The organism is Streptomyces telluris (assembly GCF_024519335.1).
Taxonomy (GTDB): domain Bacteria; phylum Actinomycetota; class Actinomycetes; order Streptomycetales; family Streptomycetaceae; genus Streptomyces; species Streptomyces telluris.
The window spans coordinates 1-23715 of sequence record NZ_JANIID010000017.1 but is presented as its reverse complement, the minus strand read 5'-3'; the positions used below and the strand labels follow the sequence as shown (position 1 = coordinate 23715).

Annotated in this window: 22 protein-coding genes; 10 read left to right on the top strand and 12 right to left on the bottom strand. The window is 72.6% G+C overall.

Annotated elements, in window-relative coordinates; genetic code table 11:
• Positions 1 to 21: 21 nt before the first annotated feature.
• The 4 genes from NQU55_RS19115 to NQU55_RS19100 all read right to left on the bottom strand — a co-directional run bounded on the left by NQU55_RS19115 (position 22) and on the right by NQU55_RS19100 (position 6867).
• The gene (locus NQU55_RS19115; protein WP_256790886.1) at positions 22 to 1341 is read right to left on the bottom strand and encodes a lipase family protein; all 1320 of its coding nucleotides are present in this window, start codon (positions 1339 to 1341) and stop codon (positions 22 to 24) included.
• Between the two features lie 178 nt (positions 1342 to 1519).
• A complete protein-coding gene (locus NQU55_RS19110) occupies positions 1520 to 2641 on the bottom strand; it encodes a Vgb family protein (protein ID WP_256790885.1) in 1122 nt (373 codons plus the stop codon).
• Positions 2642 to 3036: 395 nt separating this feature from the next.
• Positions 3037 to 5841, bottom strand: coding sequence for a M4 family metallopeptidase (locus NQU55_RS19105; protein WP_256790884.1), 2805 nt, complete (start codon positions 5839 to 5841; stop codon positions 3037 to 3039).
• A 384-nt stretch (positions 5842 to 6225) separates the two neighbouring features.
• A complete protein-coding gene (locus NQU55_RS19100; RefSeq protein ID WP_168095247.1) occupies positions 6226 to 6867 on the bottom strand; it encodes a hypothetical protein in 642 nt (213 codons plus the stop codon).
• Between the two features lie 139 nt (positions 6868 to 7006).
• Here NQU55_RS19100 and NQU55_RS19095 point away from each other — a divergent pair, with 139 nt between their 5' ends.
• Complete coding sequence (locus tag NQU55_RS19095) at positions 7007 to 8617, top strand: alpha/beta hydrolase (RefSeq protein WP_168095246.1); 1611 nt, start codon at positions 7007 to 7009, stop codon at positions 8615 to 8617.
• Between the two features lie 171 nt (positions 8618 to 8788).
• On the opposite strand, the gene NQU55_RS19090 is transcribed toward NQU55_RS19095, so the two are convergent.
• Positions 8789 to 9748, bottom strand: a complete 960-nt coding sequence (locus NQU55_RS19090; RefSeq protein ID WP_168095245.1) for a helix-turn-helix transcriptional regulator — start codon at positions 9746 to 9748, stop codon at positions 8789 to 8791.
• Between the two features lie 90 nt (positions 9749 to 9838).
• On the opposite strand from NQU55_RS19090, the gene NQU55_RS19085 reads away from it, so the two are divergent.
• Both NQU55_RS19085 and NQU55_RS19080 read left to right on the top strand, forming a co-directional pair.
• A complete protein-coding gene (locus tag NQU55_RS19085; protein WP_168095244.1) occupies positions 9839 to 10549 on the top strand; it encodes an NADPH-dependent F420 reductase in 711 nt (236 codons plus the stop codon).
• A gap of 56 nt (positions 10550 to 10605) precedes the next feature.
• Positions 10606 to 11022, top strand: a complete 417-nt coding sequence (locus NQU55_RS19080; protein WP_168095243.1) for a VOC family protein — start codon at positions 10606 to 10608, stop codon at positions 11020 to 11022.
• A gap of 70 nt (positions 11023 to 11092) precedes the next feature.
• Here NQU55_RS19080 and NQU55_RS19075 read toward each other — a convergent pair whose 3' ends face one another.
• Positions 11093 to 11830: an SDR family oxidoreductase gene (locus NQU55_RS19075; RefSeq protein ID WP_168095242.1), complete on the bottom strand. Its 738-nt coding sequence runs from the start codon at positions 11828 to 11830 to the stop codon at positions 11093 to 11095.
• Positions 11831 to 12032: 202 nt separating this feature from the next.
• Here NQU55_RS19075 and NQU55_RS19070 point away from each other — a divergent pair, with 202 nt between their 5' ends.
• Positions 12033 to 12827: a helix-turn-helix transcriptional regulator gene (locus NQU55_RS19070; RefSeq protein ID WP_256790883.1), complete on the top strand. Its 795-nt coding sequence runs from the start codon at positions 12033 to 12035 to the stop codon at positions 12825 to 12827.
• A 24-nt stretch (positions 12828 to 12851) separates the two neighbouring features.
• Here the strand turns inward: NQU55_RS19070 and NQU55_RS19065 are convergent, their stop codons facing one another.
• Positions 12852 to 13715, bottom strand: a complete 864-nt coding sequence (locus NQU55_RS19065; protein ID WP_168096642.1) for a LysR family transcriptional regulator — start codon at positions 13713 to 13715, stop codon at positions 12852 to 12854.
• A gap of 69 nt (positions 13716 to 13784) precedes the next feature.
• On the opposite strand from NQU55_RS19065, the gene NQU55_RS19060 reads away from it, so the two are divergent.
• Entirely contained in the window at positions 13785 to 14702 is a 918-nt protein-coding gene (locus NQU55_RS19060) for an EamA family transporter (protein WP_372504744.1), read from the top strand.
• Between the two features lie 200 nt (positions 14703 to 14902).
• Positions 14903 to 15421 (top strand): GNAT family N-acetyltransferase, encoded by a 519-nt coding sequence (locus NQU55_RS19055; protein WP_256790915.1) that lies wholly within the window; start codon positions 14903 to 14905, stop codon positions 15419 to 15421.
• A 166-nt stretch (positions 15422 to 15587) separates the two neighbouring features.
• Here NQU55_RS19055 and NQU55_RS19050 read toward each other — a convergent pair whose 3' ends face one another.
• The 5 genes from NQU55_RS19050 to NQU55_RS19030 form a co-directional block, all read right to left on the bottom strand.
• The gene (locus tag NQU55_RS19050) at positions 15588 to 16304 is read right to left on the bottom strand and encodes a hypothetical protein (RefSeq protein WP_168096992.1); all 717 of its coding nucleotides are present in this window, start codon (positions 16302 to 16304) and stop codon (positions 15588 to 15590) included.
• The gene (locus NQU55_RS19045; protein ID WP_256790882.1) at positions 16301 to 16891 is read right to left on the bottom strand and encodes an RNA polymerase sigma factor; all 591 of its coding nucleotides are present in this window, start codon (positions 16889 to 16891) and stop codon (positions 16301 to 16303) included. Before NQU55_RS19045 ends, NQU55_RS19050 begins: the two co-directional genes overlap by 4 nt.
• Positions 16888 to 17037, bottom strand: coding sequence for a hypothetical protein (locus NQU55_RS19040; RefSeq protein ID WP_168096991.1), 150 nt, complete (start codon positions 17035 to 17037; stop codon positions 16888 to 16890). The genes NQU55_RS19045 and NQU55_RS19040 overlap by 4 nt, the downstream gene beginning before the upstream one ends.
• Positions 17038 to 17172: 135 nt before the next feature.
• Entirely contained in the window at positions 17173 to 17811 is a 639-nt protein-coding gene (locus NQU55_RS19035) for a DUF6000 family protein (protein WP_168096090.1), read from the bottom strand.
• Between the two features lie 97 nt (positions 17812 to 17908).
• Positions 17909 to 18520: a hypothetical protein gene (locus tag NQU55_RS19030; RefSeq protein WP_168096091.1), complete on the bottom strand. Its 612-nt coding sequence runs from the start codon at positions 18518 to 18520 to the stop codon at positions 17909 to 17911.
• A gap of 257 nt (positions 18521 to 18777) precedes the next feature.
• Here NQU55_RS19030 and NQU55_RS19025 point away from each other — a divergent pair, with 257 nt between their 5' ends.
• From NQU55_RS19025 to NQU55_RS19010, 4 genes are all read left to right on the top strand, one after another.
• Complete coding sequence (locus tag NQU55_RS19025; RefSeq protein ID WP_168096092.1) at positions 18778 to 20487, top strand: amidohydrolase; 1710 nt, start codon at positions 18778 to 18780, stop codon at positions 20485 to 20487.
• 52 nt (positions 20488 to 20539) lie between these two features.
• Positions 20540 to 21562, top strand: a complete 1023-nt coding sequence (locus NQU55_RS19020) for a helix-turn-helix transcriptional regulator (protein WP_240976947.1) — start codon at positions 20540 to 20542, stop codon at positions 21560 to 21562.
• A 220-nt stretch (positions 21563 to 21782) separates the two neighbouring features.
• Positions 21783 to 22829, top strand: a complete 1047-nt coding sequence (locus NQU55_RS19015) for an alpha/beta hydrolase (RefSeq protein WP_168096874.1) — start codon at positions 21783 to 21785, stop codon at positions 22827 to 22829.
• Positions 22830 to 22916: 87 nt separating this feature from the next.
• On the top strand, positions 22917 to 23528 hold the full coding sequence (locus NQU55_RS19010) for an antibiotic biosynthesis monooxygenase (protein WP_168096873.1): 612 nt from the start codon (positions 22917 to 22919) through the stop codon (positions 23526 to 23528).
• Positions 23529 to 23715 lie beyond the last annotated feature (187 nt).

Sequence of the window (23715 nt, the reverse complement as noted above, 5' to 3'; positions counted from 1 at the left end):
CTGAGTGTCACCCGGTCCCCGTCAGCCCGGCAAGGTGCGGAAGGGCGTGCAGGCACCGGGGGGACGGCCTCCGTGCTTGCTCAGGAAGGCGAGGATGTCGCACGAGGACCGGCCGAGCACGTCGTCGTGCCCGCTGCCCGGATAGGTGCGTTCGGTGATCGCCGTGGAGCCGAGCGCGCGGAGGTTGGCGGCGACCTGCGCCGACCACTGGGCCGGCACGTCGAGGTCGTTGCCGCCCTGGATGATCAGCAGAGGGCTGCGGACCGCGGTGCGGTCGGGGTTGCCGTAGGCGGCCATGGTGCGGCCCAGGGCGGTGAGCCGGGCGGAGCCGAGCGGGATGGCCTGCTCCGAGGTGGTGCGGATGAGGCCGGGATGCGGGTCGTTGATGCACTCCTCGAACACCTGCGAGGCGGTGCGCATGGCAGAGGGGCCGAGCAGGCGCGGGAGGCCGACGGACGGGTCGGTGGCGTTCAGGCCCGCCAGCGAGTAGAGGGCGAAGGTGAGCTGCCCGGGGTTGTGCGCGGCGATGACGCCGGGAAGCATCACGTTCAGGTGGCTGGCCGGCGCGATGGCCACGGCACCGCCGAAGCGCAGGTCCGGGGCTCTCTTCGCGGCGTTGGCGGCGAAGATCGAGGCCTGGCCGCCCTGGGAGTGGCCGACGGTGAACCACGTCGGCGCGAGGTCCGGGACCAGCCGGCGGGCAGCGGTGACGCTGTCGACCACCGCGTTGCCCTCGTCGGCGCCGACCAGGTAGGTGTGCATGCCGGGAGTGCCGAGGCCGGGGTAGTCCGTCGCCGTGACCGCGTAACCGGCCTTGAGGAAGGCGGCGATCTCCTGCGCGTAGGCGTTGTAGCCGAGGTTGGCCGCGTGCGACGGCGCGCACGTGTCGGCGACGCCGGTGGTGCCGTGCGCCCAGGCGACGACGGGCCGGCCGCCGGGCGGCGGCGGCCCGGGCGGCACGAGTACGACGCCGCTGACGGGAACGTCCGCGTCGTGGGCGTTCCGCGAGTGGTACAGCACGGTCCAGCGCCGGGCACCTGCGATCCGCGCGTCGGTGCCGTGGTCGTTGGCCCCGATGAGGGTTCCGGGCGCCGCGGGCGGCAGGGGCTGCGGTACTTGATAGGTGCGGCCGGTGATACCGACGCCCGGCAGGGCCCCTCCGGCGGCACCGGGACCGGCACCAGGACCGGCGCCGCGCGCGGGTTGCTCGGGGGAGCGGTCGGAACACCCCCCGGCGGCGAGCGCCGCAGCGACGCCCAGGGCGATCAGCACGCGCGGCCAGCGGCTCCCATGGCGCGTCCGCGGTCGGGCTATGTCGGGGTCGGCACTGGATATGTCCACGGCACGCACTCCTCCGGCCTGCGATATGACACGCGACTCAGCGTCGCATCGGGCGCAGGGCCGCGCAGGCGGGGCGCGTCCAGGCAGGTGACAGGCGGAACAGGTCGTCACCTGCCTGGTTCGTGCGTGCCGGGGAGGGAACCCGTAGGCGCCCTCCTGCCTTGTGGCGGCGCGGCCGTCACTCCCGGGCGCTGATGAGCTGGGCCACCCTGGAACTGGTCAGCTCGGTGGCGAGCACACTGTGCTCCAGCGGCAGCAGGCGGTGCGCCTTGCACAACTGCGTCGGCAGTGCCGCGTACTCCTCCCCGGTGACGCGGGTCCAGGACGAGTCGAACCGTACCCGGATGATGAGGTCGCGTGCCTGCTCGGAGACGATCGACGACGCCAGCAGCCACAGCCCCGGCCCGCGCGCCGTACCGCGTGGGTCGAACGCCAGGTGCAGCAGCCACGCCGACCGGCCCACCGGGCTGCTCAGCCGGTGCCAGACGATCCGCCCGTCCGCGTCGATCCGGCCGAACGTGCCGGTCCCCTCCTTCGCCGTGCCGAGGAGCACCACCCAGAGCCCGCCGGGGCCGCTGATCAGCCCGACCGGGGTGCTGCCCCGCTCCGCCGGGACGGGGAGCTGCGACGTGCGTCCGGTGCGCGGGTCGATGCGCAGCAGGGAGCTCGCGCCGTCCTGGCTGACGTAGAAGTCACCGCTGACGGGGTGCTGCGCGGCGAAGATGGGGTGGGGTTTCGCGTCGAAGAGGCGGTGGCGTCCGGGACGCGTGTGGTCCAGGGCCAGGACCTGGTCGCTCCCCTTCAGGGTCACCCACAGGGTGTCCCCGTACTCGTTGACGTAGTGAGGCCCCCGGCCACCGCCCGGAACCGCGATCTCTCGTTCGATGCGCGGGGCGGCGTCGGGGGAGTCCGCCCGCGGATCCACCAGCAGCAGACGGTCGGCGCCCTCGTGCGTGGCCCAGATCCGACCGGGGTGGTGCGAGGAGACCGCCAGTCCGTGCAGCATCGCGTCGGAGGAGCCGAGCGGGAACGCCTTGGCGGCCGTCACCTGCTCGGTACGGGGGTCCAATGCGAGCTTCACCAGCCGGCTGTTGGACATCTGGGACACGAGGACCATCGGCCGGTCCGGGATTTTGACGATCTCGTGGGTTTCCTCGGCGGGCGGCAGCTCGTACTCCACCACCGTCCGCCGGGGCGGGCCCGCCGGCGGGGAGCCGGCGCCCTCGTACCGCGGGGCCGCGGTCGCGGTGCACGGCGCCCCGAGCAGCGTTCCGGCTGCTGCGAGGCTGCCCAAGGACATCAGTCGGCTGTGAAAGGTGCGGCGGTCCAAGCGGCTCTCCTGGTGGGCGCGGCGCTGCGGGTCTGCGACGCGCCCATGCAAGCGGCCCGTCGGATCATCGGATGACGGATCCGGCGGATTCCCCCGTGTGGGTGATTCAGAACGCGCCGCCGGGCCGCGCCCGGCGGCGGTTCCCCGCAGAGACCGAGGAGCGCAAGGTCCCGTTGAGACGGGTCAGGCGCGCACGGTGTACCAGGCGCCGACGCCGCCGCAGCCGGTGCTCATGTACGTGGTGCTGCGGTATCCCGGAGGGATGGGGGAGCCGGCGCAGGCCCACTTGCCCGACGGCCGCCGGTCACCGGTCGCCGGTCGCCGCGGCGGTGGCCGTACCGGCCGTGGCTCCGCGGAGGACCGGGTCAGCCACAGGTGCCGGCCGGGCGGGTGCGGGTGACGAGGTCGGTGCGGCCGGTCGTGGCGTCGACCCAGATCACCTGCCGGCCGTCTGCGGAGGCGTGCGAGAGCTGTTCACCCCGGTTGCAGGAGACCCGTTCCCGTCGCGACCCGTCCGGGGAGAGCTGCCAGAGCCTGTCCAGTGCTTCGTAACGGAGTTGCGGGTCCGGTGCCTGCGGGTCCGGTGCCTGCGGGTCCGGCGCGCGGACGGAGACCGTCACCGCTTCGTCGGAGGCTGTCAGGCCGGTCCCGTACAGGGCGTCTTTGCCCGTGCCGGGGCTGATGTCGACGGTGCCCGTGCCGTCCAGGTCCGACCGGCGCACGGCGGTGGTGGGGTGGTCGTAGTCGTCGACGGCCAGCCAGAAGACGTGCTTGCCGGTGATGGCGGTCCCCGTGAGGTGGGCGGGGGTCCCGATCTGCTTCATCACGGTCCTCTTGCCGGTGGCGACGTCCAGGACCTCGGTGTCGTACCGCCAGTTGCCGTCCTCCGCGCGGTGCCAGGTGGTGAAGGCGATCCTGCCGTGGCTGAGGGACGGGTCGCCGGTGCTCGCCAGGCGTCCGGCGGAGCCCGGGTCCACGTACGTCGGGGTGTTCTCGCCCAGCCGCAGGTACACCACCCGGGAACCGGCACGGCGACGGTGGACCTGGAAGGTGACGACCTTCCCCTCCACGTGCAGCGAGGTGATGGCGAGCGCGTTGGAGAACAGCTTCTTGACGGGGCCTCCCGCGAGCGGGCGGGAGAGGATCTCCGTGGACCGTCCCCGGCGCGCCTGCCACACCACCGTCTTGCCGTCGGTGACCGGGTCGACGTGGTAGCGGCCGTCGTTGGGGCTGATGAGTTTCTTCTCGCCGGTCCCGTCGAGGCGCCCCGCCCAGACCGAGTAGGGCTCGGAGCCGTCGTCGCCGGACGTGGAGGCCGTCCACCAGCCGCCGCCCGCCCCGGTGCTTGTCCGGTCGTCGGTGTTGACCCGGCCGAGCAGCTGGTCGGAGTCCACTCCGAGCGCGAGTTCCCAGCCGGGGACGATGCCGTGGGCGTTGAAGGCGCGCTCGACCGCCTTGTACTCCCTGTCGGTGACCTTGAGGTCGCGGGCGGCGGCGAGGACGGCGGCCCGGCCCTCGGTGAAGCCGTCGAGCGGGCTCATGTACTGCGTGAGCGCGTTGTGGACGATCCTGTCGGCGAGCGTGCGGTCGATGTCCTCGCGGATGTCCCACAGGGCGCCTGAGAAGATCGTGGAGTTGAGGTGGATGCCGCCGTTGTCGGTGCCGATGCCCACGCCGGCGAAGGACTTGGACGTGGTCCGCCCGTCGTTCAGGTCACGCGCGGCACAGGCGCGCGGTTCCTTCTGCCGGCACAGCGTCTCGCCGAGCAGACCGGCGTCGGGGCTGTCCATGGCGGTGCCGCGCGCGTCGGTCTCGACGGCGTTGCCGAAGTAGTCGGCGAGGGCCTCTCCCAGCGCGCCGGACTGGCCTGCGGGCACGAGGTTCGCGGTGCTCTCGACGACGCCGTGCGTCAGTTCGCGCCCGACGACGTCGAGGGCGGCCGAGAAGGGCCGGTATTCGTCGTTGCCGCTCCCGTAGATCACCTTCTGGCCGTCCCAGAAGACGTCCGCGAAGGAGATCCCCAGGCCCACGAGGGAGTTCACGGCCGTGCCGCGGCCGTCCAGCCCGTTCCTGCCGTGGACGTCCTTGAAGTAGTCGTGGACCCGGCCCGCGGCCCAGTGCGCGTCGACCGCGCCGATCCCGGTGGCCTCGTCGCCGAAGTCGGCCGTGGGGGAGGAGAACTCCTTCAGGTCGGCCGGCCACGTCCGCCACACCTCGCCGTAATTCCGGCCGCGCGCGTCCCAGGTGGAAACGAGGTTCGTGTCCTCGCTGCCGCTGCCGTCGCCGGACCGGACGCGGGAACGGTCGCGCATCAGATACGCGTTGCGCTCCTCGTCCCGGGTCAGGTGCAGCTCGACCTTCGCGCCGTCCAGCCGGACACCGGAGCCCTTCGTCCCGCCGTCCCGCACGGCAGCCGTGCCCCGGCTGCCCTCGGCGCGGCGCTCCGGGGCCGTGGGTCCGGCGGTCTTGGAGCCCGCTCCGGCGGTCTTGGAACCTGCGCCGGGGACCGCGGAACGGCTGGGCGTCCTGAATGTCTTGATCCCGCTGTACTGGAGGACCGCATGGCCGGTCTGCGCCTCGATGTACACCTCGCGCAGCACCGGAGTCCCGGTGGCCGGGTCGGTGCCGCGGACCGTCACGTGGTGGGTGAGCACCCCCGTGCCCCGCGGCAGCACGACCAGGCCGTGGGCCGTGCCGGTGACCGGCTGCCCGGCCCCGCCGCCCCCGGGGCCTTCCCGGCCGTCCTCCTCGCCGCCGCCCTGGTCGTCGCGGGACGGGCGTACGGGGCCGAGCCGCTGCGTCACGGCGTCGACGGCCAGTTCGACGGCCAGGGGCGCGTCGATGCCGGGCTCGGTCGGGACGGTCAGCCCGGTGAAGTACCGGCCGGACGTGCCCGTGACGAACCGTTTGCCGCCGCTCTTCGCGTCCGTCGCGTCCATCCGGACGACGTACTGCCCTCCCAGGACGTCCACCCCGCGGTGCTTCTGCTGAAGACGCACGGTCTCCGAACCGCCGGTGGCGACGGTCTGCAAGGGCTTGAGATCCCGGTCGGGGCGGGCGATCCGGTGGCGGCTCTGCTGGTCGGCCAGGAACCGCAGCGCCGCGTCGGCGGCGTTCTTCGCCGCCGGGGCGGGCTCCCGGATGCCGGTCACCCAGGCGGGCGCTGCCATGCGCCGGTCCTGCGCGACGTCGCCCGGCCCCCTCGGTGCCGATGTCGTCGCCTCGGCCGGTACCGCGGAAACGACGAGTGCGGCGGTGCTGATCAGCGCCGCCGCACCGTACATGCCGTGTCGTGCTCTGTCTCTCCCTGATCGTGCCGTACGTAAGCTGCGTCTCCGCACGGTCCCCCCTCTGTGAGGTCTGGCCGGACTTATCCGGCGGCCGGAGTCGTTCCGGGCAGAGCCATGCAAACGCTGATGCGCACCGGCATCAATGTGGCGGACGAAAATGCAGAGGCGACTTTCGGACGACGACGCACAGGCGGGTCGGCCGCGCAGAGGCGGGCCGGCCGGGCACAGGCGGGCCGGCCGGGCCCGGCCGGACAGCCGGCCCGCTCACGCCGCCGGGCACGGCATTCCCCGGTACCGCTCGTCGATCTCCCTCAGCCGGGCCAGCTCCCGGCGCGCCGTCTCCACGTGGCCCAGATCGAGGCACATCGAGATGCGGCCGCAGATGTAGTGGAAGTCCTGGCGGTCACGGGCGGTCAGATGGCAGAGCCGGATGATGCGCGACCGGCAGACAGTGAGGGAGAGGCGGATCGTCGCCAGGTCGTCCCGGTGCTTCGACGACAGGAAGCCCCGCGCCAGGTCCTTCGCGTAGTCGTGGACCCGGGCGTCGGCATCGTAGTGGCTCGGGGCGGGCGGGAAGTGGGGGTGGCCGGCCCAGGCCTCCGCTTCGTGCGCGAGGTCGTCCGCCCGGCGCCGGGCCTCGTCGAGGTCGCCGCCCTCCAGCGCGCGCCGTGCGGACGCCGCCGTGTCGGCCACCCTCCGGCGTGCCGCGGCCGCGCTCTCGCCCCCGTCGCCGGCGCCCTCGCGCGCGTCACCGTCCCGGCCCGTGTCACCGTCTCCGTCGCCACCACCGGGATACCGCGAGACCAGGAAGCCCTCCAGCACGTCGACGTGCTGGAGCACCTCGCTCTTCTGCCACGCCTCGTCCATCTCCGCACACAGCGACACCCTCGGACCCGCCTCTCTCACGTACCGGTTTCTCCTCTCCGGAGCCGATGATTCCCGATGATTATGGGCTCACCCCGATACGGACCCGAGGGCTACCCCCACCCCGCATGGGTGGCTTCCCTGATGGTCTCGGCGGCCCTGATCAACAAGCATGTCCCGCATGGCACTTACGACCTCGCAGGTCTCCACCAAGCGCAAGGCCCTCCTGTTCGCCCTCGCCACGGCGACCGTGGCCACCGCCGTCGCCGCCTCCCCGGCGGCGGCCTCGCCCGCTGCCGGGCCCGGCACTCCGAAGGCCGGAACCACCCGACCCACCACCCCCGGCCTCGACTGGCACGACTGTCAGGCCGGCCTCGACGGCACCCACGACGGCATGCCCGGCGGCACGGAGTGCGCCACCCTCGCCGTCCCCCTCGACTACGGCAAGCCGGACGGCCGCACCGTCGGCATCGCCGTGTCCCGGATCCGCAGCGACAAGCCCACGGCCCGGCGGGGGACGCTGCTGGTCATACCGGGTGGGCCCGGGAGCTCGGGGGTCGACAGACTGGCCAGGAAGGGTGAGGCCCTGCGCAAGGAGACCGGCGGGACGTACGACCTCGTGAGCTTCGACCCGCGCGGGGTCGGGGACAGCACGCGGGCCGACTGCAAGCTCGGGGCGGACGATCTGGAGCCCGCCCACCTGCGTTCCTGGCCGCGGGCCGACGGGGACATCGGAGACAGCGTCGCGCGCAGCCGCCGCATCGCCGAAGCATGCGCCCGCAACGGCGGCGAGGTCATGCGGTCGCTGACCACCGCCAACGAGGTGCGCGACATCGAGAGCCTCCGCCGGGCGCTCGGCGAGGAGAAGCTGTCGGCGTGGGCGATCTCGTACGGCACGTACGTCGGGGCGGTCTACGCGCAGAAGTACCCGGAGCGCACGGACCGCTGGGTGCTGGACAGCAGCGGGGACCCGGACCCGGGCCGGGTCGCGCGCGGGTGGCTGGCGAACATGTCGGCGGCCGCGGACGACCGCTTCCCCGACTTCGCCCGCTGGGCCGCCGCGCCCGAGCGGGACGCGAAGCACCGGGTCGCCGCGCGCGCCGAGGACGTGCGGCCGCTGTTCCTCTCCCTCGCGAAGCGGCTCGACGGGGTTCCTGAGCGGTCGGCGGACGGCAAGGGGCAGCTCACGGGGAACCGCCTGCGCATGGTGATGCAGCAGGCGCTGTACTCCGACGCGGCCTTCGAGCAGTTCGCCGCGCTGGTCGTCACGGCCCGGGACGCGGGCGGCAAACCGGTCCCGTACGAGCTCCCGTCCGTCTCGTCGGCCGATGCGACGGTGAACATGGCGGTCGTCTGCAACGACGTGCACTGGCCGCGCTCGGTCCCGGAGTACGCGCGTGACGTCCGTGCCGACCGCATACGGCACCCCCTCACCGCCGGGATGCCCGTCAGCGTGACGCCGTGCGCGTTCTGGAAGGACCGGCCCGCCGGCAAGCCCACCCGCATCACGTCCGACGGACCGTCCAACGTCCTGATGGTGCAGAGCCTGCGCGACCCCGCCACGCCGTACCGCGGCGCCCTGAAGATGCGCGAGGCGTTCGGCGAGCGCGCCCGGATGGTCGGCGTCGACGCGGGAGGCCACGGCGTCTACCTCGGCAACGCCGCGCGTGCGGGGGAGGACAGCAAGCGGGCCGGAGCCTGCGCCGACCGTGCCGTGACCACGTTCCTCACGACCGGACAGCGCCCGGCGTCCGACACGCTCTGCACCACCGCCGGGACGGAATCCAAGTAGTCCGGCACAGCATCTCCGCCGGTGTGGTGCGACCGGTCTGCCGGGCGCGGCGCGTCTGTTGCCGCGCCGCGCGGGGTTCCGTCAGCCGGACCAGGACGATGGCCGACGAGATCGCTGCGCCCAGGACGCACACTCCGGGCCGGCGGGAGGCGCTCCACACGGCGGACGGGTTCAGCCCGTGGCGCGCAGGATGCGGCGCGCGGTTTCGCGGAGGTGGTCGAGGACGGCCGGGTCGGCGTCGAGGGTGTAGTCGGTGCCGAGGCCGGCGAGGGTCCGGGCGATGCGGGTGAGGCTGTCGTCGGAGGCGTCGACCCGGCAGGACGCCTCGTCGACGGGCCGGATACGGGTGGCCAGGTACCGGGTGCGGGCGCGGACGTGGTCGGCGGGGGCGTGGACGGTGGCGATCGCGCGGTAGCGGGTCGGGGCGGCCGACAGCCGGCCGGCGACGAAGGCGGCGGGGTCGGCCCCGGGGATCTCGCGCGGAGGAACCCGTCGGCCGGTGGGCGTGGGATCGGTGATGCGGTCGAGGCGGAAGATACGCCAGTCGTCCCTGCCGGTGTCGTGGGCGAGGAGGTACCACAGGCCTCCGGAGTCGATCAGGTGACAGGGCTCGGCCCGGCGCGAGGTCGTCATGCCGTGGCGATCGGCGTAGTCGAAGGTGATGATCTCGTGGTCGCGGCAGGCGACGGCCAGGGCGGCCAGGAGCGCCGGGTCGGCCCGCGGCCCGCGGGACTCCCACGTGATGCCGGCCAGGGAGCCCTGCAGGGCGGCGACCTGGCCGCGCAGGCGGCGGGGCAGTACCTGCTCCAGCTTGGCCAGGGCCCGCAGCGCGCTCTCCTCGATGCCGGCCAGACCGCCCGCGGCGGTGCGCAGGGCCACCGTGACGGCGACGGCTTCGGCGTCATCGAGGAGCAGGGGCGGCAGGCCGGTTCCGGAGGACAGGCGGTAGCCACCGGTGTGCCCGCGGGAGCTGTCGACCGGATAGCCCAGGTCGCGCAGGCGGTCGATGTCGCGGCGGAGCGTGCGCACGGTGACGCCCAGGCGGTCGGCGAGGTCGGCGCCGGACCATTCGCGCCGGGTCTGCAGCAGGGACAGCAGCCGCAGCGTGCGGGCGGTCATGTCGCTCGTCATGAACCCCACCCTGCCCGAGTCAAAGGACACAGGCTGTCCTGAAGTCCTCCTACTGTGGATACGTCCGCACGAACAAAACGGGAGCTTTCCATGAAAATCGCTGTTCTCGGTACCGGTGGCGGCGCCCGCGCCCACATCGCCAAGCTCGCCGAGCTCGGACACGAGGTCCACGTCGGCACACGCGCCCCCCGGGTCACCCTCGCGCGCACCGAGCCCGACATGATGGGCACCCCGCCGTTCGGGGCCTGGCTCGCCGGGCACCCCGGCATCGAGCTGCACACCTTCGCGGATGCCGCCGACCGGGCCGAGCTGGTCATCAACGGCATCGACGGTCACAACGCGGTGGCCGCCCTGTCGGCCGCCGCCGGGCAGCTGGCGGGCAAGACGCTCGTGGACTACGCGGTGCCGTACCTCTACAACCCCGAGATCGAGCACCCCTGGCCCACACCATGGGGCGTGATGCCCAAGCTCGACCCGTGCGACAGCGACAGCCTCGGCGAGCAGATCCAGCGCGCGCTGCCGGACACGAACGTCGTCAAGGCCTTCGTCACCCAGGAGCAGGCCACCGTCGTCGACCCGAAGGCCGTCGGTGGCGGTGAGCACACCATGTTCATCGCCGGCGAGAACGCCGGCGCCAAGCAGACCGTCACCGACCTGCTCACCGCCTACGGCTGGAGCGACGTCCTCGACCTCGGCCCCCTCGTCGCCGCCCGCGGCATGGAGATGTACGCCCACATGCACTCCGCCATCGGCTTCGCCCTGGGCTTCGGCACCCACTTCGGCATCAAGGTCGTCCGCTGACGACGCGAATGGTCCCGTGACAACGCTCCCGTGACGACGCGAAAGGAAACTCCCGCATGACCAGCCGCACCGGCACCGCCACCCACACGCACTCCGCACCCCTGTCCGGCACGATCATGTGCCAGGCGATGTGGGCCCGCGACGGCAGGAAGCTCGCCGAGTTCTACGCCACCGCCCTGGGCACCAAGGTGACGCAGGCCTTCCCGAACGAGGAGGGTGACGAGGTCGCCTTCGCCTTCCGTGTGAACGGGACGATGTACCTCTTCTACACCTCCCTCTCCTTCACCGCTCCCCAATGGCCGGAGCAGGAGCTGCCCTTCCACATGGACCTCGTGTTCGACGACGTCCGGGCAGCCGAGGAGCAGCTGCTGGAGATGGGCGCCACCAAGCCCGGCCACCAGCCCGGAGGCAAGCACTGGACCGTCCTCCTGGACCCCTCCGGACAGCCCTTCTGCATCCACGGCGCCCGCTGACGCCGCAGCCCTTCCGGCTGCCGGATGTCCGCGAGGCGGCCACGGGCACCGCATCCGGTGCGACCCGGAGTCAGTTCTGGGCGGTGGGCCGGACGACGATCTCGTTCACGTCGACGTCCGGCGGCTGCTCGATCGCGAACGCGACGGCCCGGGCGATCGCGTCGGGCGGGATCGCGATCCGGTCCCGCATCTCCGTGATGCGCGCCCGCACTTGCCGATTCGTCGACGCCTCGGCGAAGTCGGTCGCGACTGCACCAGGCGAGACGGTGGTCACCCGCAGGGAGTCACCGGCTTCCTGGCGCAGTCCTTCGCAGACGGCGCGGACCGCGAACTTCGTGCCGGCGTAGACCGCCATGGCCGGCACGATACGGAACGCGGCCGTCGAGGCGATGGTGATGAAGTGACCGGTGCCCTGCGCCCGGAAGACGGGCAGCGCGGCCCCGATCCCGTGCAGGACGCCTTTGATGTTGACGTCGACCATCTGGTCCCACTCGTCGACGCGCAGATCGTCGAGGGGCGAGATCGTACCGGCCCCGGCGTTGCTGACCAGCACGTCGAGCCGGCCGAACCTCCGGCCCGCGAGGGCGACCAGAGCGTGCAGGTCCTCCCGCCGGGTCACGTCCGTGCGGATCTGCACGGCCGTGCCGCCCGCCTGCTCGATCCGCGCCACCAGATCCACGAGGCGCCCGGACCGGCGCGCACCCAGGACGAGTCGCGCGCCTCGCTCGGCAAGCAGGAGTGCGGTCGCCTCGCCGATGCCGCTGCCGGCTCCCGTGATGGCCACGACCTTGCCGTCGATTCCGGACATGGTGGTTTCCCTTCCCTTTCCCTTGGGGATCGCGCTCCGGGCGACCGCCCGGAACCCCTGTGCGCGCCGGGGCCGTTCGGCGCCCGGGTGGCCTTCACCGGCCGTCGGCGAGGGTTGCGGCCCCCAGCCCGGGACTCAGTCTGCGGCGGGTTCACACTGGTATACAGAGCGTGTTTATTCTGGAACCAGGGATGCCACCGCCATGCAGAAACCACTGGACCAACGCCGGGAGCTGGGCGCCTTCCTGCGCAGCCGCAGAGAGCGCATCACCCCTGACGAGGTCGGGCTGCCCCACACCGGGCGACGCCGGACACCCGGGCTCCGCCGGGAAGAACTCGCGGTCCTCGCCGGGATCAGCGCCACCTGGTACACGTACCTCGAACAAGGCCGGGACATCCGGGCCTCGGACCAGGTGCTCGACGCCCTCGCCTCGGCGCTGCAGCTCAACCGGCACGAGCGGGCTCATCTCTTCCAACTCGCCGGTCACGCGCCGGTGACCGGAACCGAAGAGCCCGAGCCGCTCCCCGCGGAGGCGGCGGCCGTCCCGCTCCTGCTCCAGCCGCACCCGGCGTACATCATCAGCGGCAACTATGACGTGCTCAGCTGCAACCAGGCGGCCGACGAGCTGTTCCGGAACCTCACCGCGGTGACGGACCGGCCGGTGAACATCGCCCGCTGGGTGTTCTTCGAACCTGCGGCCCGGGACGTCCTGGTCGACTGGGAGCTCGAGGCACGCGGCCTGCTCGCCCGGCTGCGGACACTCGCCGGACGCCACCCGGGCGACCCCCGGTACACCCGGCTGATCGACGAGCTGAACGCGGGCAGCGCGGAAGTGCGCGCCTGGTGGCCGCAGTACGACGTACAGGACCGGCACGGCGGACGCAAACGGCTGCGGAGCCGGGGAGGCCAGGAGGTGGAATTCGTATATTCCGCATTCCACTTGGCCGAACGGCCGGAACAGACGCTGGTGGTCTATTCCGACGAGCGCCACAGGTGATCGCCCCGGCCGTCGTGCTATGTGCTATCCGTTCGCGAGGAGCTCGTGTACGAGTGCCAGCAGGTCCGGGACGGCCGGGTGTCCCGGACCCTCGCGCCAGGCCAGGACGACGGGGACGGCCGGAGCGTCCGCGAGGGGGCGGTAGACCAGCGACGGATGCATGTGGTTGCTCGGGGTGGCCGAGGTGGAGACCCCCACGGCGCGGCCCGCGGCGATCGCGATGAGCCACTCGTCCGTATTGGTCACCTCGATGGTCGCGACGGGGCGGGCCGACGGGGGCCACAGGTCCATCGTCGTGGTGCCGGAGACGGTGTTGAGGGCGATCGGACAGCCGGCGAGATCCGCCAGGGTGACCCGGGGGAGAGCCGCCAGCGGGCTGTCCGCAGGCATGACCACCACCCGCTCCTCCGACGACAGCAGCTCCGTACGGAGCCCGGCGGTGGCGGCGGCACCACTGCCGCGCAGCAGGGCCGCGTCGACCTTGCCCTGCGTGAGACCCGCCGTGCGGTCGTCGACGCGGAGCAGCTCCAGGGGGACGCCGGGGTGCGTCTCGTCCCAGCGGCGCAGCAAGGGGACGGTGTGGTCGCCGAGCGCCGCCCAGGTGTGACCGAGGCGCAGGGGCCAGCTGCGCAGCCGGCCGGGGTCGAGGGCGAAGTCGACGGCGGCGACGGCGGCGGCCGCCTTGTCGCGGAAGGTACGGCCTTCGGCGGTCAGTTCGAGGTGGTGCGTGGAACGGTCGACGAGGCGGGCCCCCATGTGGTCCTCGATCCGGCGCAGGGTGCGGGAGAGCGCGGGCTGGCCGATGTGGAGGCGCGCGGCGGCGCGGGTGACGTTGCCCGCCTCGGCGATGGCGAGGAAGGCACGCAGGTGCCGCAGCTCGATGGTCATGCCTCAGGAGCATAACCGCAGGCGATCAGGCATTTCACGCCGCGTGGCCGAGTCCCTAGCGTGGACGGCATGACATCGGACGGCATGACATCAACGGTGCAGAACCCCTCCGCGACGGCGGCCGCGCCCCTCGTCACTCGCCACGCCGCCGGGCGCGGCAGCCTCGGCGGCGCCGGCCTGGTGCTGGCCGGGGCGGTGACCGGCCAGTTCGGGTCGGCCTTCGCCGCCTTGCTGTTCCCCCGGGCCGGTGCGCTCGGCGCCGTCGCACTGCGGGTGACCTTCGCCGCGTTGCTGCTGCTGGTCGTCACCAGGCCCCGGCTGCGCGGCCACTCGCGCGCCGACTGGTCGGTGGCCGTCGGGTTCGGCCTGGCCCTCGGCGGCATGAACATCCTCTTCTACCAGGCGATCGACCGCATCCCCCTGGGAGCGGCGGTCACCCTCGAAGTGCTCGGGCCCCTGCTCCTGTCGGTCGTCGCCTCGCGCCGCCCGGCAGGCCTGGTGTGGGCCGGTCTCGCCCTGGCCGGGGTCTTCCTGCTGGGCCGCGGCGACTTCGGCCGGCTCGGTGTGGCGGGCGTGGCCTTCGCGCTGGGAGCCGGGGCGATGTGGGCGGCGTACATCGTGCTCAACGCCCGCGCGGGCGCCCGGTTCCCGCGTCTGGACGGCCTGGCGATCGCGATGACCGTCGCCGCCCTGGTCAGCCTGCCGCCGGGCATCGGGGCCGCGGGCGGGACACTGCTCGAACCGGGGGTGCTGGGGCTGGGCCTGGCCATCGCGGTGATGAGCTCGGGCGTGCCCTACGCCCTGGAGACGCTCGCCCTGCGACGGCTGCCCGCAGCGACGTTCGCGGTGCTGACGAGCCTGGCGCCGGCCCTGGCCGCGATGGCGGGCTACCTGGTCCTGGACCAGGGGCTCTCGCTGCTGCAGTGTGCCGCCGTCGCGATGGTGGTGGCGGCGAGCGCGGGCGCGATCCGTACGGGCAACCGCTGAGCGGAACGCGGGCCGGAGCCGCACGGCCGGGGACCTGAGCCCGGGAGAAATATGCATGTAACAGTCCCCTTGTAACGTTCCGGCGCCGGGCACCTGCCTGGGACGAGCCGGAACCGGCAGGAGCGAAGGGAGCACCCATGCACGACAGCGTGGCGGGGACCACGACGGGCGTCACGGCGGATATGACGGATATGACGGATATGGCGACGGGCGTCACGACGGGCATACGTGTCCGGCCGGGAGCGGTCGGCGACCTCACCGAGCTCACCGAGATCTACAACCACTACGTGGTCCACACCCCGATCACCTTCGACATCGAGCCGGTCACCGTCGAGGGGCGCCGCGCCTGGCTGGACTCCCACCCCGCCACCGGCCGCCACCGCCTGCTCGTGGCCGAGGAGGCGGGCCGGGTGCTGGGCTACGCCACCAGCAGCCCCTTCCGGGACAAGCGCGCGTACGAGACCTCGGTCGAGACCAGCATCTACCTCGGTCCCGACCACACGGGACGCGGCCTCGGAGGCCTGCTGTACCGCACGCTCTTCGAAGCCCTGGCGGACGAGGACGTCCACCGCGCGTACGCCGGCATCACGCAGCCGAACGCGGCCTCGATGCGGCTTCACGAACGCTTCGGCTTCCGCCCGGCGGGCGTGCTCGAACAGGTGGGCCGCAAGTTCGGCACCTTCTGGGACGTGGCATGGCTGGAGAGGCGGATGGTCTGACGGCGCCGGCCCTGCGAGCACGGTCGGCCCCCGCGAGCACGGTCGGCTGCCGCTGCCGCTGCCGCTGCCGCTGCCGCTGCCGCTGCCGCTGCCGCTGCCGCTGCCGCTGCCGCTGCCGCTGCCGGGCCCGGAGACCCGGCAGCGGGGAAGCACGCGAGCGATGCCGTCAAACGCCGGCAGTGAGTTCTTCGATCCGTTCGGCGAAATCGGGGCCGGGCAGAGGGAGCTCGACGTCGGCGTCATCGGCGTCGTCGAGGGCCTCGGGGATGTAGGCGATGACGGCGGTGACGGCCGGCGAGGGCGCGTGGGTGACGTATCCGCGCTGGACCATCGTGTAGCGCAGGACGGCACGCAGGTCGCGGAGGCTGTCCTGTCCGGGAGCACAGGGAAGGCCGTTGCCGAGGTCGGCCTGCTCGTGCCACAGATCGGCCTCGTCGGTCTCCCCCAGGGCCATGTGGTGGAGGTAGAGGCACAGCGCCGCGGAGAGCTCGCCCGCGCCCGCCGCGAACTGCCACCAGAACCGGGCACCGTACTCCCGGCCGGCGAGGTGCAGGACGCAACCCAGGACCAGCGCGCCGTCCGGCTCGGGGACCCGGCTGACGAGGAAGTCGCGCAGCCGGTGCAGATCGTGGGTGGCGGTGGTCTCGCACAAGGCCCGCAGGTGTTCCCGGAAGATCCGCCGGGGCAGGGAGCGGCGCACGGCCGCGCGTTCGGCCGCGGGGCGGACGGAGGCGGGCTGCAGGGCGTCGTCGACGCGCAGGGCCCCCTGCCACGTGCGGGCGGCGATCCGTGCGGTCAGGCGCTCTTCGGCTTCCCGGGTGCGGGTGTAGGGCGGGCGGTGGATGCGGGCGTGCTCCAGCAGGCGGTCGATGGGCTCGGTCATCCTCGGCCTCCCTCGGCACGGTCGTCTCTTCCCCCGGGGTTGCGGTCCGCCCCCAGGGCCTTGTTGAGGCGGTGGCGGGCGTAGCGGGCGGTGGAGCGGACACCGCCCTCGGTGATGCCCAGGACGTCGGCGGTCTCGCGGGTGGTGTACCCCAGCACGTGGTGCAGGATGAACACGTCGTGCTGCCGCTCGGGAAGGTCCTGGACCGCCTGGTAGATCTCCAGGCTGATCTCCAGCTCGCCGATCGGATCGCAGGCCTGCTCCAGTCTGGTGGTCTCGAAGGCGGCGGTGTCGACGGCCACGGCCCGGCGACCGCGGGCCCGGGCCAGGTCGATGGTCCGGTGCCGTACGACCCGCCAGGCATAGGCTCGCGGATTGGCCTTGGATAACACCTTCGACCAGTTGAAGTACAACTGCTCGAAGGCGATGTCGACAGCCTCCTCCGCATCGGCCCAGCTGGAGAGGTACAGCTGCGCCCAGTACACGTAGCGGCTGCGGTAGAGCTCGTGGAAGGCCCTGAAATCCGCCGGAAGGCGTGGCTGCAGCACGGCGACCGGGCGTCGGTGAGGACGGTGCGTACGTGTCACCCCTGCCCTCCTCGCCGGAGCAGAGCGTGGCCGGGCGCCACCGAGGCGTCCCGGCCGAAGGCCCTTACGAGCAGCACGAGCAGCACGAGCAGGGCGAGCACCACGAGCAGGACGACCAGCAGTCCGTCCGCGAGATGATCTGGCATCACGATCGGCAAACCCCTTCAAACGTTCCAAGGGGCGCCCCCCTACGCCCCGGAGGAGTGTCAGTGGCTCCTCTGTTACGTAAGGCGTCTGCCGACCGCCGGATGTGCAACGGCAATCGGGAGGAACTTGGTGCTCTACAGCCGGCCCGCACTCGCACGCTGCGCCGGCCCCAGGTGGCCGGCTGCCGATCGGAACCGTGTGTGGAAGCCCCGCACGCGCTGGTCGCACAGATCCGGATCGTCCACCCCGACCCACCGGTCCCACAGGCCCTGCGGCGCGAGGAACTGCTCGGCGTGGGAGGAAGCGTTGCGCGCATCGATGTGCTGCAGCGCTCCGAGGGCCCACTCCTGGTCGTAGCGGCTGTCGGGGCGCCGGAGCCAGTGGTCGAGGTAGGTCATCAGGAGCGCGGCGTCCGCGGGCGTGGCGAAGCGGGCCAGGGCGAAGCAGTAGCCCTGGCCCGCGAAGGGCATGCGGCTTTCCAGCAACAGTTCGCCCAGGAGCTGCCGGTGCTGCGTCCGCCCGTCGATGCCGATCAGCCATCCGGCCACCAGACGTCCGCGCCACCCGGTGCCCATCAGCGCCCGTAGATCGTCGTCGGCGATCGCCCGGGCGTCCTCGGTGAGGGAGGCGAAGAAGGCCTGCTGTTCCGGCTGCGGCATGCGGATGAAGTTGCCGTGCAGCAGGTCGAGGTACCTGAGGGGTGCTTCCTCCGGCGTGGTCACGTACTGCTGGATGAGGCCGGCCTGGTGATCGGTGTAGAACGGGTGTGCCATTGGTCCATTTTGACCGATGGGCGAGGCGGCGTCGCCCGCCGGTGTCCTACCCGGGCTCAGCGGCCTCCCGGGGCCCGGCGGGTGCGACGGCCCCGGTTCAGTGGCCGCCTGAGGGAACGTCACAGCCGGAGTGGTCGGGATAGCCCCCGAAGGCATCCGCCTTGACGGAGGCGCGGTCCATCGTGCCCTCCACACACCGCGGAGAGCCGCCGGTGTCGATGAGGAAGCCCACCCCGGTGGGGCCGTTCCGGTGCGCCTGCACCTTCCCGGCGGAGTAGCCGAGGCCGGTGAGTGCGTTGCGGGTGTCCTCCGGAGCGAAGTCTCCGCGCTCGCGCAGCGGTTCGAGCGCGTCCTTGATGCGCCGGACGGCCGCGAGCCCGTCGCAGCGGCTCTGACCCCGCAGCGGGAGGGGAACCCTGAAGCCGTGGTTCTCGGCGTAGTGGTCGGTGGGCGGCGCAGCCGGGCCCGAGGGAGGCGCGGTTGTCTGCGGCGCAGAAGCGGGGCTCTCACCGGGACACGGGAGGTCCACCGGCGAACTCGGCGTCGACGATCCCGTCGCAGCGCGCGTCGGCGTCGGCTGCCAACGCCGGTCCGCGTCGGCGGTGTCCCCTGACCGCTGTGTTCCGCACCCCGCCGCCAGCACGGCCAGCATCATCACCGGCAGCACCCCGAGCCGGACCGCCGGCGTTCTCGTTCTCGATAGCGTCATTCGCCGATCGTCTCCCGCATCTCGGCGGGCGTCATGAGTTCTTTTACTCATGAGCCACGGCTTTGCAGGCTGTCGTCCGGCCGGGGAACTCGGGCCCTCGGCGGCCGGACGAGCATCCCGGGCATCGGTTGGACGACCGATGTGCGCCAACGCCGCCCGGCTGCACAGTGCTGTCGGCTTCCCCGCCGCTTTCGCTTCCCCCTCCCCGGCGGTTCCGCGGGAGCCCCTTAACCAGCCCCGGCAGATAGGACATCGTCGTGCCCGGCAGCACTCCGGCAGATCTCGTCTTCGTCAACGGTTCGGTCCTCACCGTCGACTCCCGCTTCACCGTCGCCTCCGCCCTGGCGGTCACCGGCGGCCTCGTCAGCGCGGTCGGCGACCGGGAGGAGGCCATGGCGCACGCAGGCCCCGCCACCCGGGTCGTCGACCTCGGCGGCGGAACGCTCCTCCCCGGCATCAACGACGCACACCTGCACGGCTGTGCCCTCGGGCTGACCATGCCGCCGCTGTCCGTCGACGTCTCCCACCCCGCCGTGCAGTCGCTGGCCGACGTGGCCGAGGCCGTGCGGAAGGCGGCCGCGACGACCCCCGCGGGGGAGTGGATCAGCGGATACGGGTGGGACGCGGGCTACCTCGCCGAGTGCGTCGCCGACCCCTCCCGGCTGCCCGCCCGGCACGATCTGGACGCCGTCAGCCCGGACCACCCCGTCCTGCTGTACTCCACCACGGGCCACGCCACCTGGGTCAACTCCGCGGCGCTCGCACGGGCCGGGGTGGACCGGAACACCCCCGCCCCGCCCGGAGGAGTCATCGTCACCGACGCGGCGGGCGAGCCCACCGGTCTCCTCCAGGAAGGCGCCCAGGACCTCGTCCACCGGGCACTGCCCGCCCTCTCCCCGGAAGTGCGCGCCGACGCGATCCGCGCCACCCTGCGCACCCTGGCCCGGCTCGGCATCACCAGCTACACCGAGCCCGGCCTCGGCCCGGGCGGCGACGCCCTGATGCGCGGCGCCATGGCCCACAGCACCCTCGACGTCTACCGCCGCCTGCTCGCCGACGGCGAACTGACCGCGCGGGTCGGCGTCCTGCTGCTGCCGGCCGGGATGGCCGGCACGGCCGATGAGTTCGTACGGACCCTGGCGGCCATGGACGAGCCCCCGTCCACCGACCCCCGCCGCCTCGCCGTCCTGGGCGTCAAGCTGTTCGCCGACGGCATCCCGGTCAACAAGACGGCCTGGATGCACGAGCCGTACGTCGGCGGCGGCTGCGGCTCGCTGTGCGTCGGCGGGGAGACCGACGAGGAGCGCGTCGCCCAGATCACCGAGATGATCCGGTACACCCACGCCGCCGGCTACCAGGCCGGCGTCCACGTCACCGGCGACCGGGCCATCGACACCGTCGCCGACGCCTTCGCCGCGGCCGTCGCCGCGCATCCCCGGGCCGACACCAGGCACTACGTCATCCACGGCGACTTCCTCACCGCCCGCAGCATGCGGACGCTGGCGCAGCACGGCTTCGGCGTCAACATGAACCCGACCATCAAATGGACCGTCGCCGACCTCGAGGAGCAGTTCGTCGGCCCGCAGCGGGCGGCGTACGAATGGCCCTACCGGGACGCTATCGACGCAGGCGTGATCGTCACCAGCGGCTCCGACGCCCCCGTCACCCTCCCCGACTGGCGGCAGGGCGTCTCCACGATGATGCTGCGCGAGTCCAGGGCCGGCGGCCGCGTCAGCGGACCCGGCCAGCGCATCCGGCTCGCCGAGGCCCTCCGCACCTACACCTCCGACGCGGCCTGGCAGGACTTCGCCGAGGACTGGAAGGGCACGCTGGAGGTCGGCAAGGTCGCCGACCTGTGCGTGCTCGCGGGCGACCTGCTGACCGCCGACCCGCGGCACATCCCCGTCATGCCGGTCGTGTTCACCGCCGTCGGCGGCGACGTCGTGCACGACGAACTCGCCGTTTGACGCCCGCACACCGGATGATCATTCTGAGCGGATGGAAGCCGAGCCGACGCCCATGAGAGCAGCAGCGCAGCCGAGCACCACGGACGTCCTGAGCGCCGCCCTGGACGTGCGCGAGGCGGCGCGCCACGCCGTGCGGGGGAAGGGCGACGCCGACGCCGTCCTGACGGCGCTGTCCGCGGTGATCGACCACGACCACGCGTCGCTGTCCCGGTGGGACCCGATGCTCCGTCGCCACGTCACGCTGGCCGGCAGCTACCCGGTGGGCACCACCCGCTACATCGAGACCCGCCTGCACGACGATCCGGCCTTCGCGCTCATCCGGCACGCGCCGGGCACCACGAGCTGGTGGCACGACGTGCCCGCTCCGGTACGGGGGGCCTCCACCGGTTTCCAGGAGGTCCTCGAACCCCTCGGCGTCCAGGACGGCGTGGCCCAGTGCCTGTTCTCCGCCGACGGCCGGTACGTGGGCATCCTCAACCTCAGCACGACGCGGGCACGGTGCGACCAGCCGGCCGTCCGCGCCGTGATGACCCTGCTGGGCGAGTGCCTCGCGGCCGTCGCCGACCCGCTCGCCGGACACCGCTCCACGGGGCCCGGCGGCGCCGGCCACGCTTGCGCCGTACTCCTGCCGGATGCCGAGGACGGAGGGGAGCGCGGGAGCGGAAAGGGCGCAGCGCCGGTGACCGTGAGCGGGGAGCCGCTCCCCGGCCTCACCGAGGCCGGCTCCCCGCTCGTGGCCCTGCTGCGGCGCACGGCCGCACGGCGGACGCTGCCGGCAACGGTGCTGGTGCCGTACCGGCAGCGGATGCTCGAACTCCACCTGACCCGCGGGGGAGGCGGCACGGTCGTCGTGTGCCGTACGGTCACCCGCCCCGCGGCGCTCTCCCCGCGCGAGCTCGAAGTGCTGGCGGAACTCACCCAGGGGCGGACCAACCGGGAGATCGCCGACCGCCTCTACGTCAGCCCGCGCACCGTCGCCACCCACATCGAGCACATCCTCGCCAAACTCGACGTCCCCAACCGCGTGGCCGCCGCGGGCCGGGCCGTCGCCTGGGGCCTCGAACCGGCTCCCTGACCGGCGATGGCCGCCCGGGCAACAGGGCTGCCCAGCGGTGTGATCGGTCCGGCGGTGTGATCGGTCGGGCGGTGTGATCGGTCGGGCGGTGTGATTGGCTACGCCGCATGGGTCTCAGGCAAGTGTTTCCCGGGCGCACGCGTGTGCAGCCGAGGAGTTCCAGCGCGGATGCCGGCGGCGCACCGCGCGGCATCCCGTCGTCCGACCGGGGGGTGACGGCATGAGTGACGACCGCGTGCCGTCGGCGTCCGGCCGCGTCCCGATACCGAAGGCGGCACCCCCCTTCGATCCCGAACTCAACGTCGTACTGGAGGCCTTGAGCAAGGAGCCGAGGGAGCCGATCACCCCGGACAACCTTGAAGCCCGGCGCCGGCGGGACGCCGCGTCCCGGCCCAGGCCGACGGCCGAGGCTCTGCGCGCCGACGGCCGGTTCGAGGTGACGGAGCTCCATGTGCCGGGGCCGCCGGACGCACCGGACGTCACGCTCGTGAGCGCACGACCGGCCGGGGTCGCCGGGCCGCTCCCCCTGCTGTACTACATGCACGGGGGCGCGATGATCATGGGCAACGCATGGTCCGTGCTTCCGCGGATCCTCCGCGAGTGGGTCCTCCCGCTGGAACTGGCCGTCATCTCGGTCGAGTACCGGCTGGCGCCGCAGACGCAGTACCCGGGACCGCTGGAGGACTGCTACACCGGACTCGTCTGGGCGGCGGAACACGCAGCCGAACTCGGCATCGACGCGGACCGCATCATCATCGGCGGGAAGAGCGCCGGCGGCGGTCTCGCCGCGGCCCTCGCCCTGCTGAACCGTGACCGCGGCGGACCCGAGCCACTGGGGCAACTGCTGCTGTGCCCGATGCTCGACGACCGCGACACCACCTTCTCCACCTACCAGATGTCGGGCCTCGGCATGTGGGACCGGGTCTCCCATACGACCGTGTGGAAGGCGCTGCTGGGCGACCGCTACGGCGCCGCCGACCTGCCGCCCTACGCGGCCCCCTCCCGCGCCACGGACCTCTCGGGGCTTCCCCCGGCCTACATCGAGGTGGGGTCGGCCGAGATGTTCCGGGACGAGGACGTGGCCTACGCGAACGCGATCTGGCAGGCCGGCGGCCAGGCCGAACTGCACGTCTGGCCCGGCGCGTACCACGGCTTCGACGGCATCGCCCCGAAGGCGGCCCTCAGCCGGGACGCACGCGACGCCCGTACCCGCTGGCTCCGGCGCCTGCTCGCACAGTCGGGCAGGACGAACCCACCTGTCGGATGAGCGAGGGGGATGTGAGAGGGAAGATGTGAAGTGACGTGATGTGACGCGAGTTGACCTCGACTGCGGTTGAGGTGCGAGTGTCATGGCATGACACGTATCGCTTCCCTACAGCACCCCGACACCGGAATAACCTTCATCAGCCGCTGGATCACCGGGAGCGCCGAACGCACGCGCGCCGCTGCCGACGCCCTCCTGGAGGTGTCGGCGGCGGACGCGCCGGAGGTGCAGCTGGCCACGCACGTCTTCGAGGACGTGGACGGCGCCGGCCTGTTCATCTACGGACAGTGGACGAGCGCCGAGGACCACCTCGCTTTCGTCCGGGAAGGGCGCTCGGAGAGGGTCGCCCGTATCGACGCCCGCGTCCCGGGCATCGAGCGGCCCGGCCTGGAGCGCACCCACCTGTACCGCAGCGCGGTAGTCGGCGCCGACGGCGAGGCGGACCTCTTCGTCGTCACCGGTCACGACACCGGCGGCGGACCCGGGGAACAGCGGGCATGGGCCGACGCACGGGCGGCCGCCCTGGCGGACGCCGGGCACGAGGGGCTGCTCGCGGCCCACTTCCACCTGACGGTCGACGGGGAGCGTGCGGTGGAGGTCGCAGAATGGTCGGCTGCGGCCGGTGAGGCGGACCTGGAAGCCGCTCACGGGCCCCGGGCCCCGCACAGCCGCTACCGCTTCTACGGTCCGGCGCGCGCATAGGACGGAACTCTCCTCTTACTTGTGCTCACACAGGGTAGCCGGAACGCCTGTCCGGTGTGAGGCCGCGCATGAGGCGTGGGTCACTTACGAATTCCGTTAGTAAAAAGTGCGGTGAAAACCGGGGGCAGGGTGGCCTTCCCTCCCCCGGGCAATGAATGGGGTTAGTAGGTCACAGTGATTGCCAGGG